Origin of the sequence: Kitasatospora sp. NPDC057940 (genome assembly GCF_042887425.1) — a bacterium.
Lineage (GTDB): Bacteria > Actinomycetota > Actinomycetes > Streptomycetales > Streptomycetaceae > Kitasatospora.
In genome coordinates this window covers 332,309-357,655 of record NZ_JBHVPH010000006.1, presented here as the reverse complement: position 1 = coordinate 357,655, position 25,347 = coordinate 332,309, and the positions used below count along the sequence as shown (strand labels likewise).

The window sequence follows — 25,347 nt, the reverse complement described above, 5'->3', positions numbered from 1 at the left end:
CTGATCCACCCCGAAGGGCTTCACCGTTCGACTTGCATGTGTTAAGCACGCCGCCAGCGTTCGTCCTGAGCCAGGATCAAACTCTCCGTGAATGTCTACCCGCAGTGCCTAATGAAAAGCACTGGGCGGCACTCGCGTTGAGCGGCACGGCAACCACCGGAATAGGGCGGCCCCGCGCACTGCGTCCTCGCTAGTGTTTTACTTCAAAAGGAATCTCCAACCCCAGAAGATTCTGAGGCCGGGGATGTCAACATATCTGGCGTTGACTTTTGGCACGCTGTTGAGTTCTCAAGGAACGGACACTTCCTTCGGACCGCCTTCCAGCGGGCCCTCCGGGCGCTTCGTTCTTTCGTGTTCCCAGCTTATCAGATGTTTTCCGCTCCGTTTTCCGGCGCTTCGTTCATCCAACTCGCTGGTGTCTTCTGCGGCTTTATGCCCCGTCCGACGTTTCAAACTTTAACCGAGCCCCGCTCCGAAAAGCGAATCGGCCGCAATCCGATAAAACAAGCACGCCGAATAGGAACCAAGCCGCGACAGGACGCGACCCGGCCCGGACCAGGAGGTGGTATTTCAGAGGATTGGCCGCCCCGGGACCGTCCGCGCCGATGCGTGTCCGGTGCTCCCTGCCGAGCGACTGGGAGACAGTACCCCCAATTCAGTGCCCGAAACAAACGCCCAGCCCCAGCCCCAGCCCCAGCCCCGACCGCCCCCGCCGCAACGTCGAGCGACGGACGTGCGACCGCCCCCCCGGCCACGGCGTCAGGTCGCAGCACCGTTGGCGGCCGTCCGGGCGAGGCGCAGTTGTTCCTCCTCCACGATCAGCGCAGCCAGCGACTGCTCCGAGACGTCGACCGCTTCAGGAGTCGATTCGGCCACGTCACTGCGGCGCGCGTAGTCGTCGAACAGCCGGCTCTTCGCGCGAAGAATCTCCACCATCCGCTGGTCGACGCTGTCCACGGCCAGCAGGCGGTGCACCTGCACCCGCCGGACCTGGCCCATTCGATGGGCTCTGGCTATCGCCTGGCTCTCCAGGGTGGGCTTCACCTGGGGTTCGCAGAGAATGACGACCGACGCCGCCTGGACGTTCAGTCCCACACCGCCGGCCTGGATCTGGCTCAGCAGCACCGCATGGCCCTGCACGGCGGCGAACTCGTCCACCACGTCCTGCCGCCGGACGGCGTCCAGGCCTCCGTCGAGCGGGCCGAAGGCCCGCTGCCCCAGAGCGTCCTGGACGACCCGCAGGACATCCCGGAAGAACGAGAAGACGACGACCTTCAACCCGTTCTCCGCGGCCTCGTCGACGACCTCCATCAGCCGCAGCAACTTCGCCGACCCTTCCGGGTCCGCGTACGCGGCACGGCGCATGGCCATGAAGTTCCCCTCGGCGACCGCCGAGCGGTAGGCGGCGAGGTCGGACGCCGACAGTTCCTCCCATTCGTCGACGTGAACGACGTCGGGGAGCTCCGTCAGGACGTCCCGCTGGTTGCGACGCAGGTAGGCCGGTGCAACGGCCCTGCGGAACGATGTCGGCCCTGCGGCACCCGAACTGCTGTGGATTCCGGGCAGAAGATCAGGCTGCAGATAGCGGACCAGGTTCCGGAACTCCTCCACCCGGTTCTCCATCGGGGTGCCGGTGAGGAACAGGACGCGGTCGACGCGGTCGGTCCACCCGGCCACCGCCTGGGAGCGCTTCGTGCTGTGGTTCTTGACGTAGTGGGCCTCGTCCACCACGACCATGCCGACCGTGACGTCCTCCGGGACCTCCAGGCGACGGAGTCCGTCGAAGGTCACGACGGCGACGCCTCCGCTGCCGAGCCATTCGGCGCGCGCCGCTTCCCGCTCCTGGCCGTGGAACCGGAATGCCCTCAGCGTGCTGCGCGACTCGATCTCCCTGGTCCAGTTGATGAGGACGCTGGCCGGGCAGACGACGAGGAAGTGTGCGCTCCCGTGCGCCCGGAGATGCGCGAGCGCGGCGATCGCCTGGATCGTCTTCCCGAGGCCCATCTCATCGCCGATGATCACCCGCTTCTGTGCGAGGGCGAAGCGGGCACCGAACGCCTGGTAGCCGCGGAGCGAGACCGTGCACCAGGTGTCGTCCAGCGGCTCGGCCCGGACCCGGTCCGACAGGCTCTCCGGGAGGAAACCCTCGGAGGCGGTGAGCCCGTCGGAGCCGGATCCGGCGAACTCGCCCAGGACGCCGTAGAACTCGGCCGAGCGGACTTCGAACTCCGCCCAGGCCTCGATGTCCGTGGCCGGTGGGCGGAGGAGGTCCACCGACGCCTGGGCGAAGAGCAGGGACGCTCCTCGGTCCTCCGTCTCCGCGAGCAGGGCGTCCAACCGGTCGACCGCGGCGAACGCCTCCTGCCGGCGCTGCCGCCCGGCGAACAGGCCTCTGACAACGCCCCGGGCCGGCTGGGCGGCGGCGATCAGGGCGGCGGCCTCGTCGGCGACACGCTCCGCCAGCTCCCTGGCCCGTCTCGCATCGGGCCCGGCGGCGACCAGCCGTTGGAGTGCGACGACCAGCGCGGTGCCGGCCGCGTCCTGGTGGTCGACGTCCAGCCGGATCGCCACGGCCTGCTCGGCGGCCCGGGCGATCTGCCCGGCGGCGGCGATGGCCTGGAGAGCGCTCTGGGCTCCGATTCCGGGCAGCAGTTGGAGCGTGTAGGGCGTGGCGTCCACCACCTGCCGCACGGTCCTGATCCCGGCGGCCTCCAACGCTCCGACGCGCAGGCGCCCCTCGGTGACGTCCTTCAGCCGGGCCACGGGGATGGCGTCCAGTTCGTCGCGGACCAACCGGCCCCGCAGACCGGCCGCGGCCCGGCGTACGTGCTCGACAGCCCCCTGGTGATCGTCGACGACCGCGCGGGCGACCGCATGGAGCCGTTCCCCGTCCGCCAGCACGACCTTGGGCTTCCGGACGGCCCGCTGTCTCTCTCCCACCTACGGCTCCTGTCCCGACTCGACCATGCGGTGCCCTCTCCGGGCGTCCACATGATTCCATCCGGGCACCGCCGACCGCCCCGGATTCCCGACCACCCCCGGCCGCCCACAGCCCCGGCGGAGCCTCCGGGCCGGGTGCGTCCGTGCGTCCGTGCATCCATACGCCCGTACGCCCGTACGTCCATACGCCCGGGCGTCCGGGCGTCCGGGCGTCCGGGCGTCCGGGCGTCCGTCTCGATCGACGGCGGGCACACGGCCGTCAGCCGGCGGTCACAACGCTGCCAGGCCTGCCTCCAGGTCGTCCAGGCCCAGGGAGCCCTGCCGCAGGGCCTTCATGTGCCAGCGCTTGAGGTCGAAGTCGGCGCCCAGCCGGCGGCGGGCCGCCTCGCGGCCGGCCAGCCAGGCGCGCTCGCCGAGTTTGTAGCCGATGGCCTGGCCGGGCAGGCCGAGGTAGCGGACGATCTCGCTGTGCAGGTGGGCGGGCGTCAGACCGACGTAGTCGGCCATGAAGGCGGTGGCCAGCTCCGGGGTCCAGCGCTCGCCCGGGTGGAACGGGGAGCCCGCCGGAACGGCGCTCTCCAGGTGCATGCCGAGGTCGACGATGACGCGGGCGACGCGCATCATCTGCTTGCCGAGGTAGCCGAGGCGGCGTCCGGGATCGGTGAGGAAGCCGAGCTCGTCCATCAGCCGCTCCGCGTACAGGGCCCAGCCCTCCACGTTGGCGCTGATCTTGCCGAGGGTGACCTGGTAGCGGGACAGCTGCTCCGCCGCCGCGGTCCACGAGGCGAGTTGCAGGTGGTGCCCGGGAACGCCCTCGTGGTACCAGGTGCTGACCAGCCGCCAGGTGCGGAACCGCTCCTGCGCGTCGCCGTTGGCCGGCGGGAGGAAGGTCCGGCCCGGGCGGGCGAAGTCGAGGCTCGGCCCGCTGTAGTACGGTGCGGCGGCGCTGCCGGCCGGGGCGATCCTGGTCTCGACCCGGCGCAGCGGGCCGGTGATGTCGAAGTGGCGCCCGTCGAGCGCCTCGATCGCGTCGTCCGTGATCTGCTGCAGCCAGCCGCGCATCCGCTCGGCGCCGTGCACGGTGTGTCCGTGCTCGTCCAGGTGGGCCCGGGCCTCCTGGACGGTGGCGCCGGGCAGCACCCGTTCGGCCTCCGTGCGCAGTTCGGCCCAGACCCGGTGGAACTCCTCCCAGGCCCAGGCGTAGGTCTCGTCCAGGTCCAGGGAGGCGCCGGTGTACCGGCGGGCCCCGAGCAGGTAGCGCTCACGGCCGACGGCGTCGGGCGTGCCTTCCGCAGCGGACCGGTAGCTGTCGCGGAGCCAGTCCCGGAACGCGGCCACGGCGGCGGTCGCCTCGTTCGCAACATTGTCCAGTTCGGGGCGGAGCCGCTGCGGCGCGGGGGCGACGAACTCGGCGAACCAGCCGGGGCCGCCGGCCGTCTCGCCGGTCCACGCGGTGAGTTGCGCGCACAGCACGTCGGCCTGGCGGGGCGCGGCGAGCAGTTTGCGGGCGACGCCCTCCGCCAGCGTGGCCCGGTAGCCGTCCAGCGCGGCGGGCAGGTTGCGCAGCCGGCCCAGGACCGGGGCCCAGTCGTCGTCGGTGGCGGTGGGCATCATCGTGAAGATGCCCCGGAGCTGGTGCACCGGCGTGTGCAGGTTCCGCACGGCGCGGAAGTTCTCGCCGGCCTCGTGCACCCGCACCTCGGCGTCGAGCCGCTCGCGCAGCAGCCGCGCGCACACGAGTTCCGCCGGATCCCCGTCGGGCCCGGCCTCGGGGACGGCGTCCAGACGTGCCAGCGCCTCCCGCGCGAGCCGGACCGTCTCCTCGACGCCGTCCGGCGACAGGTCGGGCATCCGGTCGTCGCCCGGGGCCAGGCCCAGGGACGTGGAGGTGACGGGATCGTGTGCGGCGACCCGGGCCACGTAGTCGTCGGCGATCTGTCGTGGAGTCATCGTCAGCTCCTTCGGTCGGCGATCGGTCGCGCTACCAGGCGTAGGAGGCCTTCGGGGTGCGCCGCTGCGCAGGGAAGCCGGTGCGCCGGAAAGTCGCTACGTCGCGAAGTCGACGTGGACCAGTCCGGAGCGCCGGCGGAAGCCCTCATGCCGTCGAACACGTCGTGATTGTAGCCAGGGTCCGCCCGCCCGCCCCGGGCCGCCGCCAAGTCCGCACCGCAGCGGACGGGTTGGGCCACGGCCGGGCACGAACGGCCAGGCACGAACGACTGAGCCCAACGAGGCGGCCGCCTCCTCCGGCGCGCAGTGGCGCTGATCACAGCGGGTTTCGCGCGGTCGGCGAAATGCGGGGGCCGCCCCGGTTGTTTGCACAGGCAACCAATTCCGCCCCGGCGCACGCCACCGGTACCCCCGAGGGATCCCATGACCGTCACCGAGCCCGCAGCCTCCCGCGCGGCCGACATCCTGTCCCGGCCCGTCACGCTCAACGGACTGACCGTTCCCAACCGCATCGCGATGGCACCGATGACGCGCAGGTTCTCCCCGGGCGGCGTGCCCGGCGAGGACGTGCGCTCGTACTACGCCCGCCGCGCCGCCTCGGGCGTCGGCCTGATCATCACCGAGGGGACGTACGTCGGCCACGAGTCCGCCGGCCAGAGTGACGACATCCCGCGCTTCCACGGCGAGGAGCAGCTGGCCGGCTGGGCCCGCGTCGCCGAGGACGTCCACGCGGCGGGCGGCACCATCGTGCCGCAGCTCTGGCACATCGGCATGGTGCGCCGGCAGGGCGACCCGCCGTTCGCCGACGCGCCCGCCGTCGGCCCGTCCGGGATCCGGCTGGACGGCACCGAGGGAACGGGCCGGGCGATGACCCGGACCGATCTGGACGCCGTCATCGGCGCGTTCGCCGAGGCCGCCGCGGCCGCCGAGCGGATCGGCTTTGACGGCGTCGAGCTGCACGGCGCCCACGGCTACCTGCTCGACCAGTTCCTGTGGGCGGGCACCAACCGCCGCACCGACGCCTACGGCGGCGACCCGGTGGCCCGGACGAAGTTCACGGCCGAGCTCGTCGCCGCGGTGCGAGCGGCCGTCTCCCCGGAGTTCCCGGTGATCTTCCGCTACTCGCAGTGGAAGTCCGACAACTACGAGGCCCGCCTCGCCGAGACCCCCCAGGAGCTGGAGGCGATCCTCGCCCCGCTCGCCGAGGCCGGCGTCGACGCCTTCCACGCCTCGACCCGCCGCTACTGGGTCCCCGAGTTCGACGGCTCGGACCTCAACCTGGCCGGCTGGACCAAGAAGCTCACCGGCCGCCCCGCCATCACCGTCGGCTCGGTCGGCCTCGACGGCGACTTCGTCGGTGCCTTCAGGGGCGAGGGCTCCCCGATCCAGGCCATCGACAACCTGCTCGACCGGCTGGAGCGCGACGAGTTCGACCTGGTCGCCGTCGGCCGCGCCCTCCTCCAGGACCCGCAGTGGGCCGCCAAGGTCCTCTCCGGCCGCCACTCCGAGCTGCGCCCCTACGACGCCGACGCGCTCCGCACCCTCAGCTGACCCCGGCCCCCGAGGACCCGGCCGCGCGGCAGGTACAGCGGCAAGTACAGCGGGGCCGGGTCCCTTCGGAGCGCCACCGGACCGCGTCGGCAGAACGAGACGTCAACGAGCTTGCGCGGGCGGTGTTTTCGGACGAAGCCGACACGGACGAGGCCGTGGCGCCGGTGGCGGCCCCCGGTCCGCCTCACGGGCCGTCATCAGGGCCGGCACCGCCAACTCACCCCGCCGAACCGGCCGAATGCCTCCTCGGCCTGCGGCTCCCCCTGCCCTGCGCGGCGGACCGTGCGGCCTTATGGTGAAGAAAGGACCTCCCGGACGGGCCCCTGAGCAGCCTGCCGACGCACGGCGACGACCTCCCGGAGGAGCGCTGACCATCTTCCCGGAGGAGCGCTGATCATGAGTACCTATCGAGTGGCGCAGGCGACCGCCCCGGGCGGTGCGCTCCACCCGGCCGAGCGAGAGGTGCCGCAGCCGGGACCCGGCCACGTGAGGATCGCCGTGGAGGCGTGCGGCGTCTGCCACTCCGACACACTCTTCGTGAACGCCGCGCTACCGGGTGTTTCGTTCCCCGAGGTGCCCGGACACGAGATCGCCGGGCACATCGAGGAATTCGGCGAAGGCACCCGGGACCGTGGATGGCAGATCGGTGACCGGGTGGCGGTCGGCTGGTTCGGCGGCAGCTGCGGCCACTGCAAGCCGTGCCGCCAGGGCGACTTCATCGTGTGCCGGAACCTGAAGGTCCCGGGATGGGCGTACGACGGAGGCTTCGCCGAGAAGGTGATCGCGCCCGCCGACGCGCTGGCCCGGATCCCCGACGAACTGGCGGCGGGCGATGCCGGGCCGATGGCCTGCGCGGGCGTGACCACGTACAACGGGCTGCGGCGCAGCAGCGCCCGGCCCGGCGACCTGGTCGCGGTGCTCGGGCTCGGCGGCCTCGGGCACCTCGGGGTCCAGTACGCGGTCGCGATGGGCTTCGAGACGGTGGCGATCGCCCGGGGCGCCGAGAAGGCCGGCTTCGCCGAGCAACTGGGCGCCCACCACTACGTCGACAGCACCGCCGGCACCCCGGTCGCCGAGGCGCTGCAGTCCTTCGGCGGCGCCAGGGCCGTGCTGGCCACCGCCGGCAACTCCGAGGCCATCGCGTCCACCCTGGACGGGCTGGCCCCCCGCGGGGAGCTGGTGGTGATCGGGGCGGACACCTCGCCGATGGCGATCAGTCCGGCCGGACTGCTCATGGGTGCCAACGTCGTCCGGGGCCACCCGTCCGGCACCGCGCAGGACGTGGAGGACACGATGGCGTTCAGCGCCCTGCACGGCATCCGCCCGATGACCGAGACCGTGCCGCTGGACGACGCCGAGGAGGCGTACCAGAAGATGCTCGCCGGGAAGGCCCGCTTCCGGATGGTGCTCACCACCGGCTGACCCGGCTCGGCCGCCACGCCCCCTCCCAGGGCTACTCTGACTCGGGCTCTCGGGCTACTCGATCACGGGCCAGGCCATCGAGGCGCTCGGCTGCAGCGACTGCTCGGCCCAGATGATCTTGCCCCAGGGGGTGTAGCGCACGCCCCAGCGCTCGGCGAGCCGGGCGACGAGGAACAGCCCGCGGCCGCCCTCGTCCTCGGCGGCCGCGTAGCGCAGGTGCGGGGCGGTGCTGCTGGTGTCGGCGACCTCGCAGATCAGCGTGCGGTCGTACAGCAGCCGCACCCTGATCGGTTCGGTCCCGTGGCGGATGGCATTGGTCACCAGCTCGCTGAGCACCAGTTCGGTGACGAACACGGCCTCCTCGAGGCCCCACTCGGTGAGCTGCCTGGTCGCCTCGGCCCGCGCCCGGCCCACGGCCTCGGGGGTCGCGGGCACGTCCCACTCGCTGGTCCGATCGGGCGCCAGCACCCGGGTCCGGGCGACGAGCAGGGCGATGTCGTCGGTCTGGCGGACGGGCAGCAGGGCGTCGAGCACGGCGTCGCAGATCTCCTGGGGCGACCGGTCGGCGCGGGCCAGGGTGGCGGTGAGGACGTCCAGGCCGACACCGATGTCGCGGGTGCGGTCCTCGATGAGGCCGTCGGTGTAGAGGACCAGGTTGCTGCCCTGCGGCACCCGCACCTCCGTGGCCTCGAAGGGCATCCCGCCCAGGCCGAGCGGCGGACCGGCGGGGAGGGTGAGGACCTCCACCGTGCCGTCCGGGTGGACGAGGGCGGGCGGCGGGTGGCCCGCCCGGGCCAGGACGCAGACGCCGGTGGTGGGGTCGTAGATGGCGTAGAGGCAGGTGGCGCCGGTGATCGCGAGCTCGCCCTCGGCCGCCGCCGTCTCCTGGTCGATGTGGGCAACCAGTTCGTCCAGGTGTCCGAGGAGCTCGTCCGGCGGCAGGTCGAGGGTGGAGAAGTTCTGGACCGCGGTGCGCAGGCGGCCCATGGTCGCGGCCGCGTGCAGGCCGTGGCCGACCACGTCCCCGACGACGAGCGCGACCCGGGTGCCCGACAACGGGATGACGTCGAACCAGTCGCCGCCGACCCCCGCCTGGGCGGGGTGGTAGCGGTAGGCGACGTCGAGGGCGCTCTGCTCGGGCAACGCGCGCGGCAACAGGCTGTGCTGGAGGGTGACGGCCATCGTGTGCTCGTGCGTGTAGCGGCGGGCGTTGTCGATGGACACGGCCGCCCGGGCGGCCAGCTCCTCGGCCAGGGACAGGTCCTCCTCCTCGAAGGGGCCTCTGTCACGGCTGCGCCAGAAGCAGGCGATGCCCATCAGCACACCCCGTGCCGACAGCGGAACGGCGATCAGCGATCCCAGGCCGAACTCCAGCACCGCCTGCGTGCGCTCGGTGTCCTGCATGCGCCAGCCGGCGTCGGTCGCCAGCTCGGTGACCAGCGTGGGGCGTCCCCTGACGAAACCCGCCGCCTGCGGGGTGGCCCGGCCCCACCTGACCAGCTCCCCCTGCGGGTACAGCGGCGAATCGTCCCGGACGCCCGCGAGCGCCACCCGCCGCAGCTCCACCGGGGCATCGACCACCAGGGCCCGCGGGTCCTCGCCGTCCAGGACCGCCTCGGCGAGGTCGACGGTGGCGTAGTCGCAGAATTCGTGGGCGGCCGTCCGGACGAGCTCCTCCGCGGTGCGCCGGACGTCCAGGGTCGTGCCGATGGCCAGGCTCGCCTCGTACAGCAGCCTGAGCCGGCTGCGGGCGACCTCGGCCTTCCCCGCGAGGGCGCGCAGTTCGGTGGAGTCGCGCAGGGTGGTGACGCTGCCCGGCGGGCCTCCCCCGCTGTCGGTGGGGCGGCTGTTGACGGCCAGCAGGCGGTCTCCGACGGGGAGCACCTCGTCGGTGACCGCACGGTCGGAGATCAGCAGTTCGGCCGTGCGGGGGGCGAGGCCGAGGTCGGCGACGGGGCGCCCCTCCACGTCGGGGGGCAGGTCTAGCAGGCGGCGCGCCTCGTCGTTGGCGAGCAGGACCCGGCCGTCGCCGCCGACGATGGCCACGCCCTCGCGCACCGCGTGCAGCACCGCGTCGTGGTGCTCGTACATCCGGGTCATCTCTTCCGGCCCCAGGCCCCGGGTCTGCCGCAGCAGACGCCTGCCCACCAGCGCCGTCCCGGCCGTGGCCAGGCCGAGCGCCAGGGCTCCGACGCCCAGGACGACCGGCAGCTGGCGGTTGAACGCGCTGCTCACGTTGGAGACCTTCATCCCGGACGAGACGATGCCCACGACCGCCCCGTGGGAGTCCTCCACCGGGACGACCACCTGGTACTCGGAGCCGAGTGGCCCGTGCACGTCCTCGGTGGTGACCTGGCCGTGCAGCGACGGCGCGATGGTGCCGATGAACATCTTGCCGATCAGCTCCGGATCGGGGTGGGTGTAGCGGATGCCGTTGCGGTCGGTCACCACGATGAAGTCGACCCCGGCAGCCGTGCGGGCCGCTTCGGTCAGCGGCTGGAGCACCGCGCTGGGGTCGGGGCCCTGCATCGTCGCCACCAGGCCGGGACCGTGGGCGAACGCCTGGGCCGCGGCGAGCGTGCGGCCGTGCGCCGCGTCGAACCGGTCGCTGCGGGACTGGAGCAGCAGCACGACCACGGCCGTCACCACGAGCAACAGCACGATCAGCACCTGGAGGATGAACATCTGACCGGCGACACTCCGGATGCTCATCACCGACCACAGACGATGCGCCGACTGCTCCCGCGGGGCTGAGCGTGGGTGTCGCCGCTCACGACGGCTACCCGATCGGCGCAGGGGCAGCCAGGAGGAGCGGCCCGTGTCTCTGGCCATACACCCATGATCTACCGCGCCCCTCGCACGGGCGGGCCACACTACGCTGATGGGGGCGAAGCGCAGGTGGCAGCGTGTCCCGCCGCGACACCGAACGGCTCACCCGCCCCACGGGACCGGCCGGGCGCACGCCGTTCCTCGCCTCCCGCCTCCTCTTGTTTCCCCTCGCCTCTCGCCTCTCGCCTCCTCTCACCTCCTCTCGTCTCCTCTCGTCTCCTCTCGTCTCCTCTCGTCTCCTCCACGGTCGAACAGTCGTCGGCGCGGCTGTCAGGCGGGGGACGGAGCCGTGTGGAACTGGCGGGTGAGGTAGTTGGACCAGGTCTGGTGGAACGTGGTGGCGAGCCGGGAGTCGGGGGCGATGAGGTCGAAGGCGTGGTAGGCGCCGGGGTAGAGGTGGAATTCGACCGGGACGCCGTGGGCCCGCAGACGGGCGGCGTAATCGAGGTTCTCGTCGCGGAAGCAGTCGAGGTCGCCGACGGTGATGAAGGTGGGCGGCAGGGCGCTGAGGTCGGTGGTGCGGGAGGGGGCGGAGTAGGGGCAGACGTCGTCGGTGCCGGCGCGGTCGCCCAGGATCGCCTGCCAGGCGAGGATGTTGGTCGAGCGGTCCCAGATACCGATGTCGGTGATCTCGTGGCTCGACGCGGTGCGGTTGCGGTCGTCGAGCATGGGATACGTGAGTGATTGGAACAGCGGTGCCACGCCGCCGCGGTCGCGGATCAGGAGGGTCGTGGCCGCCGCGACGCCTCCGCCGCCGCTCTGGCCCCCGATGCCGATGCGGGTGCCGTCCAGGCCCAGGGCCTCCGCCTCGCGGCCGAGCCACTGGTAGGCGGTGAAGCCGTCCTCGGCGGCGCCGGGGGCGGGTGTCTCGGGGGCGAGCCGGTAGTCGACCACGGCGACGGCGCAGCCGAGGCTCGCGCCCAGCCGGGTGAGCCACGGGTCGTCCTGGGCCGCGAAGCCGAGGACCTGTCCGCCGCCGTGGAACCAGAGCAGGACCGGCAGCGGTCCGGGCGCTTCGGTGGGGCGCAGGAGGCGGATCGGTACGTCGGGGCCGTCCGCTCGGCGCGCGAGGTGCGTCTCGATGGTGACCGACGGGTCGCCGGGCTGGGCGTCGGCGGCGGCCTCGGCCTGCGCGCGGAAGGCCGCGCGCGTTGCGGCGAGGTCCGTCAGGTCGAACGCGCCGTTGGGGGTCATGGGGACTGCGTCGAGGGCCAGGCTCAGTTCCTGGTCCATCAGTTGACGGGATGCGGGCATGGCCGTTCCTGCTCTCGGGGGGTGTTTCGGGGGGAAACGATTCAGGAGGAGACGTCTCAGGGGCGGAACGAGTCGATGACGACCACGCCGGTGGGTCCGTACGTCTCCAGGGACTCCAGGACCTCGCTCGCCTCGTGGAGGCCGACGGTGCGCGAGACGATGCGACCGGGGTCGAGACGACCGGCGGCGATCATGTTCAACATCGTGCCGAAGCGCTGGCCCTGCATGCCGAAGGCGCTCAGGAACTCCAGTTCCTTGACCATCATGACGTCGACCGGCAGCGCGACATCCCCCTGTTCCGCAGCGGTGGTGTGGCCGAGCTGGAGGTGGCGGCCGCGGGTGCGCAGGGAGAGGACGGAGTTGCGGCAGGCGGCGGCGATGCCCACGGCGTCGACCGACACGTGCGCGCCGCCGCCGGTGAGGGCCTTCACCGCTTCGGCGGGGTCGTCGGTCGCCGCGTTGACGGTGTGGACGGCGCCGAGTGCGCGGGCGGCGTCCAGCTTGTCGTCCGTGATGTCGATCGCGATGACGTTGGCACCCGTCGCCGCGGCGATCTCGACCGTCGACAGCCCCATGCCGCCCCCGGCGCCGTACACCGCGACCCATTCGCCGCCGCGGACCTTCGCCTGGTCGACGACGCCGTGGAAGGCCGTCATGTAGCGGCAGGCCAGCGCGGCGACGTCCACGAAGCCGACGCCCTCCGGCACTTCGACCAGGTTGACGTCGGCGAAGCGGACCATGACGTACTCGGCGAAGGCGCCCCAGTAGGACACCCCGGGCACGAGCGAGTCCACGTGCTCGCAGACGTGCTGATTGCCGCTGCGGCACATCTCGCACGAGCCCTCGCCGGGGTTCATCGGGAAGATGACGCGGTCGCCCTCCTTCCACCCCCGCACCTCGCGGCCGACCTCCACGACGGTGCCGGCGAACTCGTGGCCGAGGACGAACGGGGCCTCGACACGCGGTCCGCCCGTCCAGAACTCCCCGGCCCACAGGGCCCAGTCGGTCCGGCAGATCCCGTTCGCCCCGACGCGCACGATCGCGCCGTCCGGCGGGCAGGAGGGATCGGGCACGTCGCGGATGACGAGCGGCTTGTGGAGTTCCTCGATGACTGCGGCGCGCATGGCGCGGCCTCCTCGTGCTGGGAGCTGACGGGAGCGGAGAGCAACCGCCTGAAGTCCACCGGTTCAAGCGGTGGACTTGGAAGCTAGCCGCTTGCCCGGAATCATGTCAACCGCATAAAGTGGTGGACATGGACGACAGAGACGGCAGCCGCGAGGGGCGCCAGCGCGCCAAGGCCGACTTCCGCTTCGACGACGCGCGGTTGTGCTTCGCCTTCGCCGGCACCCTGGCCGACCGCGGCGCGGACACGCCCTTCGAACGGCTGGCCCGCCCCGAGGACCTGAGCCGCTGGGCCGTCGAAAGCGGCTGCACGACAACGGCGCCCCCCTGCACCGAGGCCGACCTCGACCGCGCCAGGCAACTGCGTGAGGCGATCCAGCGGACCGGCCGCGCCCTCGCGGACGCCGCGCCGCCCGCGCCCGAGGACATCGCCCTCGTCAACCGCGCCGCCGCCGAGCCCCCGTCGACACCCGAGCTCGCCCCCGACGCGACCACCGTGCACTGGCACGGCGACGCGCTCGCCGCGGTGCTCTCGATGGTCGCCCGGGACCTGATCGCCCTCTGCGCATCGGAGCACCGCACCCGCGTCCGCATCTGCGGAAACCCCGACTGCGGCGCCCCCTTCGTCGACACCTCCCGCGCGGGCGCCCGCCGCTGGTGCTCGATGAAGACCTGCGGCGCCCTCGTCAAGAAGCGCGCCTACCGGGCCAGGCACCAGACACCCACCGACGGCGCCCGGTAACGACCTTGCCGCGCGCGGCGGAGCCCGGGCGGCTCCGAGGCGGCACGCAGGCGGTCAAGAACGCAGTAAGCCGGGCAGCCGGGTCACGGTTGACGTGACCCGGCTACCCGACTGAGTCACCAGGCATTCGCAGTGCACCACGCAGACACGCGCTTCCAGCCTTCGGTCTCCGCCGAACCCGCCCTGAACCTGCCGGGCGCTACGTCCGACCGATGTCCCAACTACCGTACGCGCCGCTCCCGGTGGGCGGCGATCAGGTCTCGGTACCAGGTGTAGGAGGCCTTCGGGGTGCGCTGTTGGGTCGCGAAGTCGACGTGGATGAGGCCGAAGCGTTGGTGGTAGCCCTCAGCCCATCGAACAGGCTGTCATTCTATCCATGGCGGTGGTCTGCCAGGTCAGCAGCCTGCGACAAGCCGGTACGACCCGACCTCGCGCCGCAGCAGCCATTGGTCGAAGACTCGGCGAAAATCGTCTTCCCCGCGCCTGCCGGCCGGCGCTTCAGCAGTGGCCTGGTAACCATCGGTGACTCCTCGCGGCTCGTCGTCAGGCCCGTCCTCTGATGGTGGCAACCCAGGCGTATAGGATCACCGCCGCCAAAGTTGAACGGCTGGCTGCAGGGAGGCGGGAAACGCGTGAACCAGTGCACGACCACGGCGAAGACAGGCGGTCGCGCCTGCGGCAGGTCCCAGTGGTAGAGCGCGGGCAGCGGAGTGATGCCGGCCTTCAACAGCCCGCCCACCAGCCGCTCGTAGAAGTCGAGCCCAGCACCGTTGACCTCGTCCCGGCCGGCCGGCTGCACGCGCGACCAGGCGATCGAGAACCGGTACCCGTCGAGCCCCAGGCCGCGCATCAACCCCACGTCCTCGGGCCACCGGTGATAGGGGTCGCACGCCACCCGGCCGGTGTCGCCGCCCCTTACTGCGCCGGCCCAGTCGCAGAAGGTGTCCCACACCGACCGGCCGGGGCTATCCTCGTCCATCCCGCCCTCGATCAGGTAGGCGGCGGTGGACACGCCCCAGCGGAATCCGGGCGGCGGGTCGCGACGGTCCGTCATGGATGAATCCCTTTAAACAACACGAGCCACAAATGCGAGCAGGGCTCATTTCAAGGCGAGCCGGCGGCCCAAATCCAAAGCCGAGTGCCACATAGCCCGCAAGGGCCTGGCCCTCAGGGGCCGCCGCACCGATCACCCCACCCGGCCACACCGGCCACAGGTGCGCCATCGCAAACCCAGAACCAGAGCCACGATCATCAGATCGCCAGTGGTGGAACTTCATCGGCCGCACCAACGAGGAGATCGCCCAGACCCGCGCCGACTGGCAGTCCGGCACCCGCTTCGGCGAAGTCCATGGCTACGCCCGCGCCTGCCTGCCCGCCCCGGAGCTGCCGCTGACGCCACTGAAGCGCAGGGCCACGAGCGCTGAGCTGGCGCCGGTAGCTGTGCGGCGGGCTGTATCGGGGCGCATCGATGGTGCTCGACACGCCCCACCGCACTCCAGTGCGTTCGGCGGCGTTGTCCGGATCGCCCGCCCGCACCAGAATCGATGTGATACGGATAGCGGTTGAGGGCGGGCCGGACGGGGGGAGTCGGAGACGTGCGCAATCCGTTGGAGAACGTGGAACTCTCCGAGGCCGTGCAAGGTCTGCGGGACCAGTTGATGGCCGCCGCAGACGCTGCAGACGGTCAGCGCATCAGGTTCGAGGTCGACGAGATCACGCTGGACTTCTCGGTCGAGCTGCGACGCGACGCGACGGCCAAGGCGGGGTTCAAGGCATGGGTGGTCTCCGGCGACGCCCAAGTGGGGGTCGCGCAGAACGCCGTCCACAAGGTGTCCGTGAAGTTGAAGCCGACGGACTCGGCCCTCGGCGGGCCAATCGAGATCGGCAGTCAGGCCGCTGTCGACCTGGGTGACTTCGAGCATCCGTCCGGGCTGCGCGGCGAATGAGCGTCCGGTCCGTCGAACGCATCGCCATCGTCCAGGGAGCGCGGCAGGGCAGCGGCTTCCTGTTGGACTCCCGCCTGGTGCTCACCTCGGCGCACCTGTTCGACGGGGACAACGGGGCCGCTCGCGTCGCCGTCCCCGGAGGGGCGGGGACGCGCAACTGCCGTCTCAGGTGGCGCCGTTACGACGAGGCGTGCGACGCGGCCCTACTCGAAGCGGACGACGACCTGGTCAGGGACGCCACGACGTGCCGGATCTCCGACGTCCGCTGGGGCCGGACGGCGGGCCTGGCCGCGTGGGAGAACTGCGAAGCCGTGGGGTACCCGCTCATCTCGCTGCGGGACGGGGCGAGGCCGGACACCGAGCAGATCGTCGGCACGCTGAAGCCGGGCTCGTCGATCCTACGCGGCCGCTACATCCTGGACAGCTCCCACACACCGCCGCCGACGGCCAGCACTCCCGGCACATCGCCCTGGCAGGGGATGTCGGGTGCCGCGCTCTTCGCCGGAGAATTCCTGATCGGCGTGGTCTCCGGGGACCCGGGACGGTGGGCGCACGCACGGGTGGAAGCCGTTCCAATATCGGTCGTGGTGGCCGACCCCGAGTTCCAGCAGGCGATGGGGACAGCCGTAGGGCTGCGGCCGGAAGTGGTGGAGATTGACAGGTCGGTAGCGCACACGGTGCGCGAGGCCGCCACCTCTCGCCAAGGCGACTGGCTCCGGATCGCCGACGCCGATCCGATCTCCTTCGGCGTCCATCGCGCGCCGGACGCCGCCGGCCATCCGGAAGTGGTGCAGTACGTGCCGCGCAACGTCGACGCCCAACTTGACGCCCGACTCGAAGCGCTGGCAGAGACCGGCGGCATGCTGCTCCTGACCGGGGATTCGGCGGCGGGCAAGTCGCGGGCCCTGTTCGAAGGCATGGTCCGCAATCTCCCGGACCGGTCGGTCTGCAAGCCGGATCCCGACGCCGACCTGGCCTTCCTGCTCGTGTCCTCCGGAAACGACTACGAGAACGTCGTGTGGCTCGACGACCTGCACACCTACCTGCGGTCCGGCGGGCTGACGCCGTCCCTTCTCGACCAGCTTGTCCGCCGGGGCACGGTCGTGCTCGCGACGCTGCGCACCGAGTTCTACGAGCACTACACGGATGAGGAGGACGGGCCGTCACTCTGGCAGGGCACCGGACCGCGTCTGCCGTCCTCGCCGGGCAGGGTGATCCGCGCTGCACACCACCTCACGCTGGACCGGATCTGGACCGACGACGAGCGGCAGGCCGCGTCGGCACGCCAGGACCCGCGCGTCGTCGCGGCCTTGAGCGCCAACCGGGCGCACGGGGTGGCGGAGTACCTGGCGGCGGGGCCGCAGGTCCTCAAGCGGTGGAAGGCCGCCTCCCGGGTGCGGGGCAACCCCCGGGGGGCCGCGCTCGTCGAGGCTGCGGTCGCCCTTGCCCGCACGGGTGTGGACAGTGCGCTGCCACCGGATTCACTGGAACGCCTCCACGAGTACTTCCTCGACCTGGCGGGCGGTCCAGCGCTGCGTCCGGAGGACATGGCGGACGCATGGAAGTGGGCGTCCCGGATCGTGCTGGGCGTGACCAGTCCCCTGGTGCCGGGCCGGGGCGGAACGTGGAAGCCGTTCGACTACCTGGTGTCCGATGCTGCGCGCCGGGCCCGTCCGAACGAACTCCCGGAGCAGGTATGGGAAGAGACGCTGCGCGTCGTGGACGATACGCGCCGGGTGCTGGTGTCGACCGTCGCCAAGGCGGCGGGCCGGCCGGAGGTGGCCAAGGAGGTGCTCCGTCCCCTCGCGGAGGCAAACGATCCAGACGGCCTGATCAATCTGGGGGCGCTGCTGGCAGAGGAGGAAGACTATGACGGCGCCGCCCACTGCTTCGAGCGCGCTGCCGCTCTGGGCGACTCCATGGGGGCACACAATATGGGTGCCGTCTCCTTCAAGCGGGGGCATCTGGAAGCGGCCCGGGAGTGGTACGAGCGCGCGATCCAGAGTGGGGAGCGGATGTCGCTCGGAGCCCTCGGCCTGGTTCACGAGAAACTAGGCGACCAGGACGAGGCGGTGGCGCTCTGGAAGCGCGGTACCGAGGCCGGAGATCCCGGGAGTGCGCTGCACTACTCGGACTGGCTGAGGTCGAAATGGCAGTTGGACGAAGCCGTCGAAGCCCTGAGAGTTGCTGCCGACGGCAAGATCCCGCTCGCCGCCCTCTCGTACGCCGGCGTCCTCCTGCATAGGAAGGACCACGAGACGGCGAATGCCTACGTGTCGCGTGCCTACGCCGTAGCGGTCGAGCAGGGGGAGTTGGGTGATCCGATCGGCTGTCTGATGGCCGGTGTGACGGCGTACTCCTTCGGCGACGTCCGGCTGGGGAAGAAATGGTGGAGCCGGGCGCGTAAACGTGGCTGTCCCTCGGACTGGGTGGTCCTGGAGGCAGAGGAGGGCTCGTCCGGACTGCGGCACCTGGCTTTCAGCCAGGTCTGCCTGGACAGACTCGGAGAGGAGGAAGCCCGTTCGCTCATGCAGTTGCTCTGGGCCGGCGACTGCCAGGACTGCGGGTACCCCCTGGGCGACGGTGTTCCTGCGCTCTATGTGGACGACACCTTCATAGCGGCCAACGCGCGGCTGTTCCACTTCGGACTGTGCCGGTATCCGCACTGGAACGAGTCAGCCCTGACCCAGATAGCCAAAGACGCGGGCATGAGGTGGACGGCATTCACCGCCGGAGTGCCCATGGGGGAGGGATTCGGCCCGCTTTGCGTTCCCGCCCTCGTGGTCAACCCGTCCTTCGAGGTCGCGCAGTTGGTCCGCAGCGAGGACCGCTGGACGGCCACGACGGCGTACGGGCCCCGGTCGGCCAACGCCCAGGTGCTCAACCTGCGACCGTTGTGGTCCGGGCTGCCGCCCAAGTCCTCCGACGGGCGCACCTGGGCACTCACCGGCCCCGGCGAGGCCGCGGTGGCAGTGTTCGGGGAGGTCTGGAGCGCTCCGGCAACCGAGGCGTTCATCGCGCTGGTGGAGCAGTACGGCGGAATGCTGCTCATCACGGCGAGCACCGTCGGGCCCGAGTCCGAGGCCTCGGTGGATGTCCTGGCGGATGTCCTGCAGGCCTGGGACTCGATGACGAGGTGGGTCCCCTTGGAGCCTGGGGCTCCGGGGTAGGCCGTTCCCTGCGGATCATTCGATTGTTGGTTGATCCACAATAGGCGCGGGCAGAGCCGTTGGGGCCGTACCCTACGCCTCGGCGCGGGCGGACGGTGGCGTGATCATCGGGAGGTGATCGACGCGATCGTGTTCAAGTACCGGACCGGGACGCCGTAAACGGAGCTGCAGGAGCGGTTCGGGGTCGTGGAAGGGCGTCACAACCGGCCCTGGAGGTCGGCACTGGACGGTACGTGGGAGCGCGCGCTCACCGCGCTGCTCGCGCTGGCCGAAGCCGAGGGCGACTTGGACCGCGTGGTCACGGTCGACTCGACGATCGTGCGCGCACCAGCACGCCGCCGGGGCCGAGTGGACCCTCACGCGGCAGCGCCCGCTCACCCAGACCGACTGGCTGCTGCCCATTGCCGACGCCCCGCAGCACGAGATCGACCGCCGCTTCCACGCCATCGTCACCGACGTAGTCAGCGCCCCGACCGAACTGGTCGACGAGCACGGCGCCGTAACCTGGCAGCAGCGCACCGCGCTGTGCGGCCACCCGCTGCCTGACGCGGTCGAGAGCATCGACTGCCCGCTGTGCTTCCCCGGGAAGTTCCACGACGCCGAGACCGGCCTGCACTGCAACGTCTTCCGGTACTACGACCCGGCCACCGCCCACTCTCTCAGCCCCGACCCACTGGGCCTCGATCCGGACCTGATCGACCTGTACCACGCGATGCCAGCAGCGTCGAGCAGAAGCAGGCCCACAACTGGGCCAACACGGCGATCACGCCTGGCTTCAAGGCCTCTACAAAATCCGATTCAGCTCAAACCGCTGGTGACGGCCTTCTCAACCATCGAACACCCTGTCTTCACACCCTATGGCCGAGCGCGGCCACCTGCCCGCGCTCGACCAGCGCACTCATCAACCTGGACCGGTCCCACCATGTGCCACGGCCGCCATCGATCTCAACTACTCAGCTCGATAAAGTCGGTGAGTGGAAATCAGGTCGCGGTACCAGGTGTAGGAGGCCTTCGGGGTGCGCTGTTGGGTCGCGAAGTCGACGTGGACGAGGCCGAAGCGCTGGTGGTAGCCCTCAGCCCGTCGAACAGGCTGTCATCCTATCCGTGGCGTTGGCCCGCCAGGTCGTCGAGGAGGAGGTCGGCGACCACCTCCTCGACCACTGCGGTGCGCAGTTCGGCCATGGAGTCGACGAGCGTCCGGTCCCACGGTGCGGGCGTGAGGCGGCCCGGAACGGGGCCCGAGGGGACCCGGGGCACGGCGGCACGGTAGTCGTCGGTTGCCATCCGCCAGGGGACGGCCCCGGTCTTGGCAAGGACGTGCGCCGCGATGCGGATGCCCTCGCCGTCGAAGTCGCCGTGGTACCGCAGGGACGCGCCGTCGTCGGCGAGGCGGCGCAGCAGGTGGATCACGGCGGTGTTGGGCCAGCCGGACGTGCAGACGAGCGGCGGGCACTGCCGGCCGAAGCGCCGTAGGGCCAGGGCGAGCACACTGGGGTTCTCGGTGACGTGCACCGGTCCTGCGGGACCGGTGAATTCGCCGGCTGAGCGCAGTTGGGCGAGAGTGAGGCTGACGGGGTGACCGGATGCGGCGCAGATCCGGGAGATCCCGGCGACCGGGCCTTCTCCCTCGGGGCGGAGCCCGACGGCGAGCACGGCGGCGGACAGTTCGTCGTCGGCGACGCCGGCTCGGCTCCAGAGTGCGCGCCGTCCCTCGGCGGCGTCGGGCATGTCCGTGCCGTACAGCATCGCCAGTGCGCGCAGGACGATGGAGGACAGCCGTGTCCCGTCGTCGAGGGCATGGGAGTCGCCGTCGAGGAGGCGGGCGGCGAGGACCGGTAGTGGCTCACCGTCGGCCGGGAGCGCGGCAAGGACGGCCAGCGCAGCGGTCAGGAGGCCCCTGGTCCGGTCGGGCGAGCCGTCGACGAGGCCGTTGGTCCGCAGGTGGCCGACCCACTCCAGCAGAACGGGCTGGGCGGTGACCACGTCGTGGCCGGCCAGCCACCCCCACAAGGCGTCGCGTTGACCGGCCTTGCGTTCCCGCTCGGCAGCCCGGTCGTGGACCGGGCCGAGGATCGCGGCCACCACGTCCCGGACGGTCCGGCCGCAGACGTCAAGCACGGCGCGGTCGAGTCCGGCAAGCGGGATCGTCGGTTCGGGGCCGGGGAGCCGGTCCAGTCCGAGGAGGTCGGCCAGGGCCTCCCGGCCGGCGTCGTCGAGCGGTCCGGACCGCACCCGACTGACGGGGCGGCCGGTCGACAGGCGATCGTGGACGGCCGACCAGAGGGGCCGGAGTTCGGGGACGTCGAGGGGATGGCGGACCGTCATGCCGATCCGTCCGGGGCGGCTTCGTCGGGCAGCAGGTCGGCGCCCGTCCAGGTGAAGCGGGCGCTGGTGACGGCATCGTCGCCGTCGCCTCCGGTGATCAGCTGGTGAACGGCGATCCCGGAGAGTTCCCGGTAGGTGCACCACTCGTGGTCGGAGGTGAGCACCAGGTCGAGGTCGAGCGCCGCGAGGAGGGCGAAAACCTGCCCGCGGTTGACGGTGTCGACGCCGACGAAGACCTCGTCGAGCAGGATCAACCGCGGGGACTCCGGCACCGCCTCGTAGTGGGCGGCCACGGCGGCGAAGAGCGGCAGGTGGAGTGCGATGGCCTTCTCGCCGCCCGAGAGCGCGCCATGGAGTTTCTTGGTGAGCAGTTGCCACCCGGTGCCGTTGGCTCGGTCCAGCTTGACGACGAACTGGTGCCAGGCCGTGTAGTCGAGGACCTCTGCGAGCTGTTCCTCCCAAGTCGCCGACGTGTTGCGGGTCTTGGCATCCTCGATGCGACCTCGGAAGAAGGCGTGCAGGGCCTCGCGGTCGGCTTCGGTGATCCGGGCCGGGTCCTTGAGCAGGAGCTCACGGGCCGTCCGGGTGCCGGCGGGCAGGTCGGGGTGGATCTGCCACACCAGACGAACCGCCACCCGTGAGGCGGTCCGGACCCGTTCGAGGTGGCCGTTCATCCGCTCGACGAGTTCACCGGCCTGGCGGATCCGGGAAGCCAGGTGGCGGCGGGTGTCGCCGGTGAGGGTCCGGTCGAAGAGGCTCCGTTCGACGGCGGTGATGTCGTCCTGACTACGGTCACGGTCGCTGGTGAGGATGGAGAGGAGGCTGGTCGCGCCGACACGGATGCCGTCGATGGTGGCGGTGAGAACGTGGATGTCCTCCTCGGCTTCGAGTTCGAGGTCGGCACGGCTGCTGAGGCTCTGGCGGGCTCGGTGAACGGCCTCGGAGAGGCGGTTCAGGGCGTCGCCGAGGTTCCTGGTGCCGTGCGGCAGGCTGGGCCATGCCGCGGCGGTCTCGCGTGCCGCGTCGAGGGTCGCGCGAGTGCCGTCCACGGAGGTGAGGACGAGGGCGAGGCCCGCGTCCTCGGGGAATCCGAGGACGCACAGCTGCCGGAAGCTGCGGGCCGCCTCGTTCCGGGCCGCCACGGCCCTGTCGTGCTTGGCCTCATCCTGTGCCGTGGTGGCGCCCAGTGCACCGATACGGCCCTCGAGCGTAAGAAGTGCTTGGGTTCCGGATTCGATGTCGCGACGGATCCGGTCGAGGGACTTCCGGAAGTCACTGATGCGGGCGGCCACTTGGCGGTAGTCCTCGCCGACGGTGCTCTCGACCGCCAGGAGCGTGGATCGGAGCCCGCGGGCGGCGGCCTCGACGGTCTCGGCCTCCGCCAAGCCCTCGGCTGCCGCGTCCCTGGATGCCTCGGCGTGGCTGCGCGCGGAGTTCCAGGCGTGCTGGGCAGCTGTCCATGCCAGGTGGGCGTCGAGCCAGATGTCGGCCTGTTCACGCAACGCGTCGACAGCCGTGTCGGTCGCGTCCAGGGCGGCACGTTCGGTCGGCAGGGCGTGCTCGGCCGAGGCGACGGCGAGCGCACGCAGCGCGTCCCCGACCGCGTCCTCCTGCCGCGCGAGCCGTTCGACGGCCTCGCGTACGACGTCCTCGCGGGCGCCCACCTCGGACTCGGACCGTTCCCAGACGCGCTTGGCCTGCTCCACTTCCCGGTGGTGCGGCCGGGAGCGGAGGTCGGCGCCGAGGCGCGTCCGGCGGTCGGCGAGGGCACGCAGCCGTGTCTCGTAGCCGGTGACGGTGGTGTCGGCCTCCGCGAGTTCGGCGGTGAGGTCCGTGATCCGCCGCTGCCTGGCGCGTTCCCGGGCCGCGGCGCCGATGTGGCTGGACTCCTCCTTGCTCCAGGAGCCGACCGCCGTCGCCAGCCGCCAGCTTCCGTCGGCCGCCACGGCTGCCGGGTGGCCCGTCGGGAGCGTGGGGCCGTAGGCGATGCCTGCGAGCAGCCGCTGCACCCGGCTCGGCGGCACCGGGCCATCGGGATCGGGAGAGAGGACGTCCAGCAGCGAGGGGCCCGCTGCGGGCGCGGCCGCCGCCGGGTCGGCCAGGGTGTCGTGTCCGGTGACGACGAGGCCGCCGTCGGAGGCCATCCAGGCATCGAGCAGGCCGGCCGCTTCCAGGGCAGCTTCGATGCCTGCCTGATCGGCGGGCGGCACGTCCGGCCGGAAGGCCAGCAGTCGCCACAGCGGTGCCCCCGGCAGGACCGACCGGTCGGCCGTTCGGGTCCGTGGTGGAACCGGCGGGAGATCTACCGCGGCCGCGGTGCGTTCCAGTTCCCTGACGACCTGGTCACGCCGGGCACGGGCGTCGTCCCGGCCGGCGCGGGCGGTCGTCTCGTCTGCGGTGATGGAACTCTCCGCCGCCCGGGCGGCAGCTTCGACCAGCACGAGGACGTCGGTCTCGACGGCGGCCCGGGACGCGAGCTCCTCGGCGTCGTCGATCGACAGCTCCGCGCAGTCCTCCGTCGCCCAACGGCGCAACAGAGCGGCATGGGCGTCGACGGCGGCCTCGTAGGCGAGGGCGTTCCCCTCGCTCTTCGTGGTCGCCCCGGCCAACCGTTCGCGCGCCGAGTCGAGGTGCTGCTCCGCCGTCGTCCGGTCCGCGAGGGAACGCTCGTGGCGCTCCACGGCGGCCCGGACCTCGGCGATCTGACGGTGCCGCGAAACGACCGCACCACGCAGCAGGCGCCGCGCCGTACGCCCCTGCACCTCTGTTTCCCCGGCGGGACCCGACGCGGTGCCGAGCACCATCTGCACCTCGGCGCAGACGGACTCCAGGGCTGCTCGCCGCGCCGCGCCGCGCGCCTCGTCCAGGGCGGCCCGGTTGAGTTCGGCCCGCTGCTCGGAGCGCAGCCGCGCATCGTCGGCACGCCCTGCGTCCTCGTCGGCCGCCTGAACCTTCCGGTCGGCGGCGGTGCGGGCCCGGGCAGCGGCACCGGCGGCCTGGTCGGTCCTGCGCCGGAGCCGGTCGAGCTCCTGCCCCTGCCGGTAGGCCTCGGAGTCGAGCAGCCCCTCGATGGCGCCCTCGATCTCCTGCCGTCCGTGTTCGAGCTCCTGCTGCGCCCGCTTGTTCCCGTCGCGCTCACGCACGGCGTCCGCATGCGCCTCCCCACTCTCCCGGGCGGTGCGAGCGAGGTTGTCCATCTCGGTCGTCGCGGCGATGAGCGCCGCCGCCCCGGCGCGCAGGACGCGCTGGGCGTAGCCGCGTTGCTGGTTCGCGACGGCGGTGGCGGCAGCCACCTCGTCGTCCAGGGCCTTCAGGTGTTCGCGCTGGCGGTCGAGGCGTTCGAAGCCCTCGGCCAGTTCGGTGATCTCGCCCTGGCCGAGCGGGGGCAGGGCCCGCGAGAGCAGGGAGGACAGCAGCGACGGATCCAGGCGCTCCGAGAGCTTGGGGGTGCGGAGCTGGAGCAACGCGGTGATCAGGGCGTCGTAGCGCTGCTCGCTGAGTCCGGAGAAGAGCGTGCTCCGGACCGTGTTGCGGTAGTCGGTCGGTGATCCGTGCAGTTCGCCCCGGCCTTGCAGGGCTTCGGCCAGCGCCGCGCGGGTGAGCGGCTGGCCCGCGTCGTTGACCAGGGAGAGACCGCCGGGGCGGTCAATCCGCGCGCCGGTGGTGAAGTAGTCGACGGTGACACCGGTGGTGTGCACGCTGGCCTGGAGTCTGGCGCCGCAGGTGAACCGAACGGGACCGCCGTCGTCATCTCCGTCGTCGCGGACGAACTCCAGCCACACGTACCCGACGCGGGTCTTGCCCGAGGCGCCCTCGCCCATCAGGTTCCAGTGCATGGTGCGTTCGGATCCGCCGAAGGTGGACAGCCGGTTGGGTCGCAGGCTGGCGTCGAGCAGGAAGGGCAGGAGCACCTCCAGCGCCTTCGACTTGCCGGTGCCGTTCTGCCCCCGCAGTAGCAGTCGCCCCTCGTGGAAGGTGAAGACCTCGTCGTAGTAGCGCCAGACGTTGAGGATGCCGGCCCTGGAGGGCCGCCACCGCGTTGCGGCGGCCGCCGTCGGGAGCGCGGAGCGCTGCGGGAGCTGTGTCACGGTCATCG

The 25,347-nt window shown here is 71.6% G+C and carries 13 protein-coding genes, 1 rRNA gene and 3 pseudogenes; 5 read left to right on the top strand and 12 right to left on the bottom strand.

Features of this window, described 5'->3' with window-relative positions; all coding sequences use genetic code 11:
• The 3 genes from ACFVTF_RS13585 to ACFVTF_RS13575 all read right to left on the bottom strand — a co-directional run.
• Positions 1-92, bottom strand: a 16S ribosomal RNA gene (locus tag ACFVTF_RS13585); the annotation flags it as partial.
• A 667-nt stretch (positions 93-759) separates the two neighbouring features.
• A complete protein-coding gene (locus ACFVTF_RS13580) occupies positions 760-2,940 on the bottom strand; it encodes a DEAD/DEAH box helicase (protein WP_387813183.1) in 2,181 nt (726 codons plus the stop codon).
• 270 nt (positions 2,941-3,210) lie between these two features.
• Positions 3,211-4,890 carry a DUF885 domain-containing protein gene (locus ACFVTF_RS13575; RefSeq protein ID WP_387813181.1) on the bottom strand — a complete coding sequence of 560 codons (1,680 nt, stop codon included), beginning with the start codon at positions 4,888-4,890 and terminating at the stop codon, positions 3,211-3,213.
• Positions 4,891-5,313: 423 nt separating this feature from the next.
• On the opposite strand from ACFVTF_RS13575, the gene ACFVTF_RS13570 reads away from it, so the two are divergent.
• Both ACFVTF_RS13570 and ACFVTF_RS13565 read left to right on the top strand, forming a co-directional pair.
• Positions 5,314-6,441 carry an NADH:flavin oxidoreductase gene (locus tag ACFVTF_RS13570; protein ID WP_387813179.1) on the top strand — a complete coding sequence of 376 codons (1,128 nt, stop codon included), beginning with the start codon at positions 5,314-5,316 and terminating at the stop codon, positions 6,439-6,441.
• Between the two features lie 396 nt (positions 6,442-6,837).
• Positions 6,838-7,863 (top strand): alcohol dehydrogenase catalytic domain-containing protein, encoded by a 1,026-nt coding sequence (locus ACFVTF_RS13565; protein WP_387813176.1) that lies wholly within the window; start codon positions 6,838-6,840, stop codon positions 7,861-7,863.
• A 54-nt stretch (positions 7,864-7,917) separates the two neighbouring features.
• Here the strand turns inward: ACFVTF_RS13565 and ACFVTF_RS13560 are convergent, their stop codons facing one another.
• From ACFVTF_RS13560 to ACFVTF_RS13550, 3 genes are all read right to left on the bottom strand, one after another.
• A complete protein-coding gene (locus ACFVTF_RS13560; protein ID WP_387813173.1) occupies positions 7,918-10,575 on the bottom strand; it encodes a SpoIIE family protein phosphatase in 2,658 nt (885 codons plus the stop codon).
• Positions 10,576-10,962: 387 nt separating this feature from the next.
• On the bottom strand, positions 10,963-11,946 hold the full coding sequence (locus tag ACFVTF_RS13555; RefSeq protein WP_387813171.1) for an alpha/beta hydrolase: 984 nt from the start codon (positions 11,944-11,946) through the stop codon (positions 10,963-10,965).
• A 56-nt stretch (positions 11,947-12,002) separates the two neighbouring features.
• Complete coding sequence (locus tag ACFVTF_RS13550; protein WP_387813168.1) at positions 12,003-13,070, bottom strand: alcohol dehydrogenase catalytic domain-containing protein; 1,068 nt, start codon at positions 13,068-13,070, stop codon at positions 12,003-12,005.
• 128 nt (positions 13,071-13,198) lie between these two features.
• On the opposite strand from ACFVTF_RS13550, the gene ACFVTF_RS13545 reads away from it, so the two are divergent.
• Positions 13,199-13,810, top strand: coding sequence for a CGNR zinc finger domain-containing protein (locus tag ACFVTF_RS13545; RefSeq protein ID WP_387813166.1), 612 nt, complete (start codon positions 13,199-13,201; stop codon positions 13,808-13,810).
• A 221-nt stretch (positions 13,811-14,031) separates the two neighbouring features.
• Here ACFVTF_RS13545 and ACFVTF_RS13540 read toward each other — a convergent pair.
• Positions 14,032-14,163 (bottom strand): annotated as a pseudogene (locus ACFVTF_RS13540) (family 1 glycosylhydrolase); the annotation flags it as partial.
• A 317-nt stretch (positions 14,164-14,480) separates the two neighbouring features.
• Positions 14,481-14,864 (bottom strand): annotated as a pseudogene (locus ACFVTF_RS13535) (family 1 glycosylhydrolase); the annotation flags it as partial.
• Between the two features lie 541 nt (positions 14,865-15,405).
• On the opposite strand from ACFVTF_RS13535, the gene ACFVTF_RS13530 reads away from it, so the two are divergent.
• Together ACFVTF_RS13530 and ACFVTF_RS13525 are read left to right on the top strand one after the other, a co-directional pair.
• A complete protein-coding gene (locus ACFVTF_RS13530) occupies positions 15,406-15,756 on the top strand; it encodes a trypco2 family protein (protein ID WP_387813163.1) in 351 nt (116 codons plus the stop codon).
• A complete protein-coding gene (locus tag ACFVTF_RS13525) occupies positions 15,753-18,926 on the top strand; it encodes a trypsin-like peptidase domain-containing protein (protein ID WP_387813160.1) in 3,174 nt (1,057 codons plus the stop codon). Before ACFVTF_RS13530 ends, ACFVTF_RS13525 begins: the two co-directional genes overlap by 4 nt.
• Positions 18,927-19,224: 298 nt before the next feature.
• Here ACFVTF_RS13525 and ACFVTF_RS13520 read toward each other — a convergent pair whose 3' ends face one another.
• The 4 genes and pseudogenes from ACFVTF_RS13520 to ACFVTF_RS13505 form a co-directional block, all read right to left on the bottom strand.
• Positions 19,225-19,542, bottom strand: coding sequence for a hypothetical protein (locus ACFVTF_RS13520; protein ID WP_387813157.1), 318 nt, complete (start codon positions 19,540-19,542; stop codon positions 19,225-19,227).
• 333 nt (positions 19,543-19,875) lie between these two features.
• Positions 19,876-20,004: pseudogene (locus ACFVTF_RS13515) on the bottom strand (family 1 glycosylhydrolase); the annotation flags it as partial.
• A 20-nt stretch (positions 20,005-20,024) separates the two neighbouring features.
• Complete coding sequence (locus ACFVTF_RS13510) at positions 20,025-21,251, bottom strand: TIGR02679 family protein (protein ID WP_387813153.1); 1,227 nt, start codon at positions 21,249-21,251, stop codon at positions 20,025-20,027.
• The gene (locus tag ACFVTF_RS13505) at positions 21,248-25,345 is read right to left on the bottom strand and encodes a TIGR02680 family protein (protein WP_387813150.1); all 4,098 of its coding nucleotides are present in this window, start codon (positions 25,343-25,345) and stop codon (positions 21,248-21,250) included. The genes ACFVTF_RS13510 and ACFVTF_RS13505 overlap by 4 nt, the downstream gene beginning before the upstream one ends.
• Positions 25,346-25,347 lie beyond the last annotated feature (2 nt).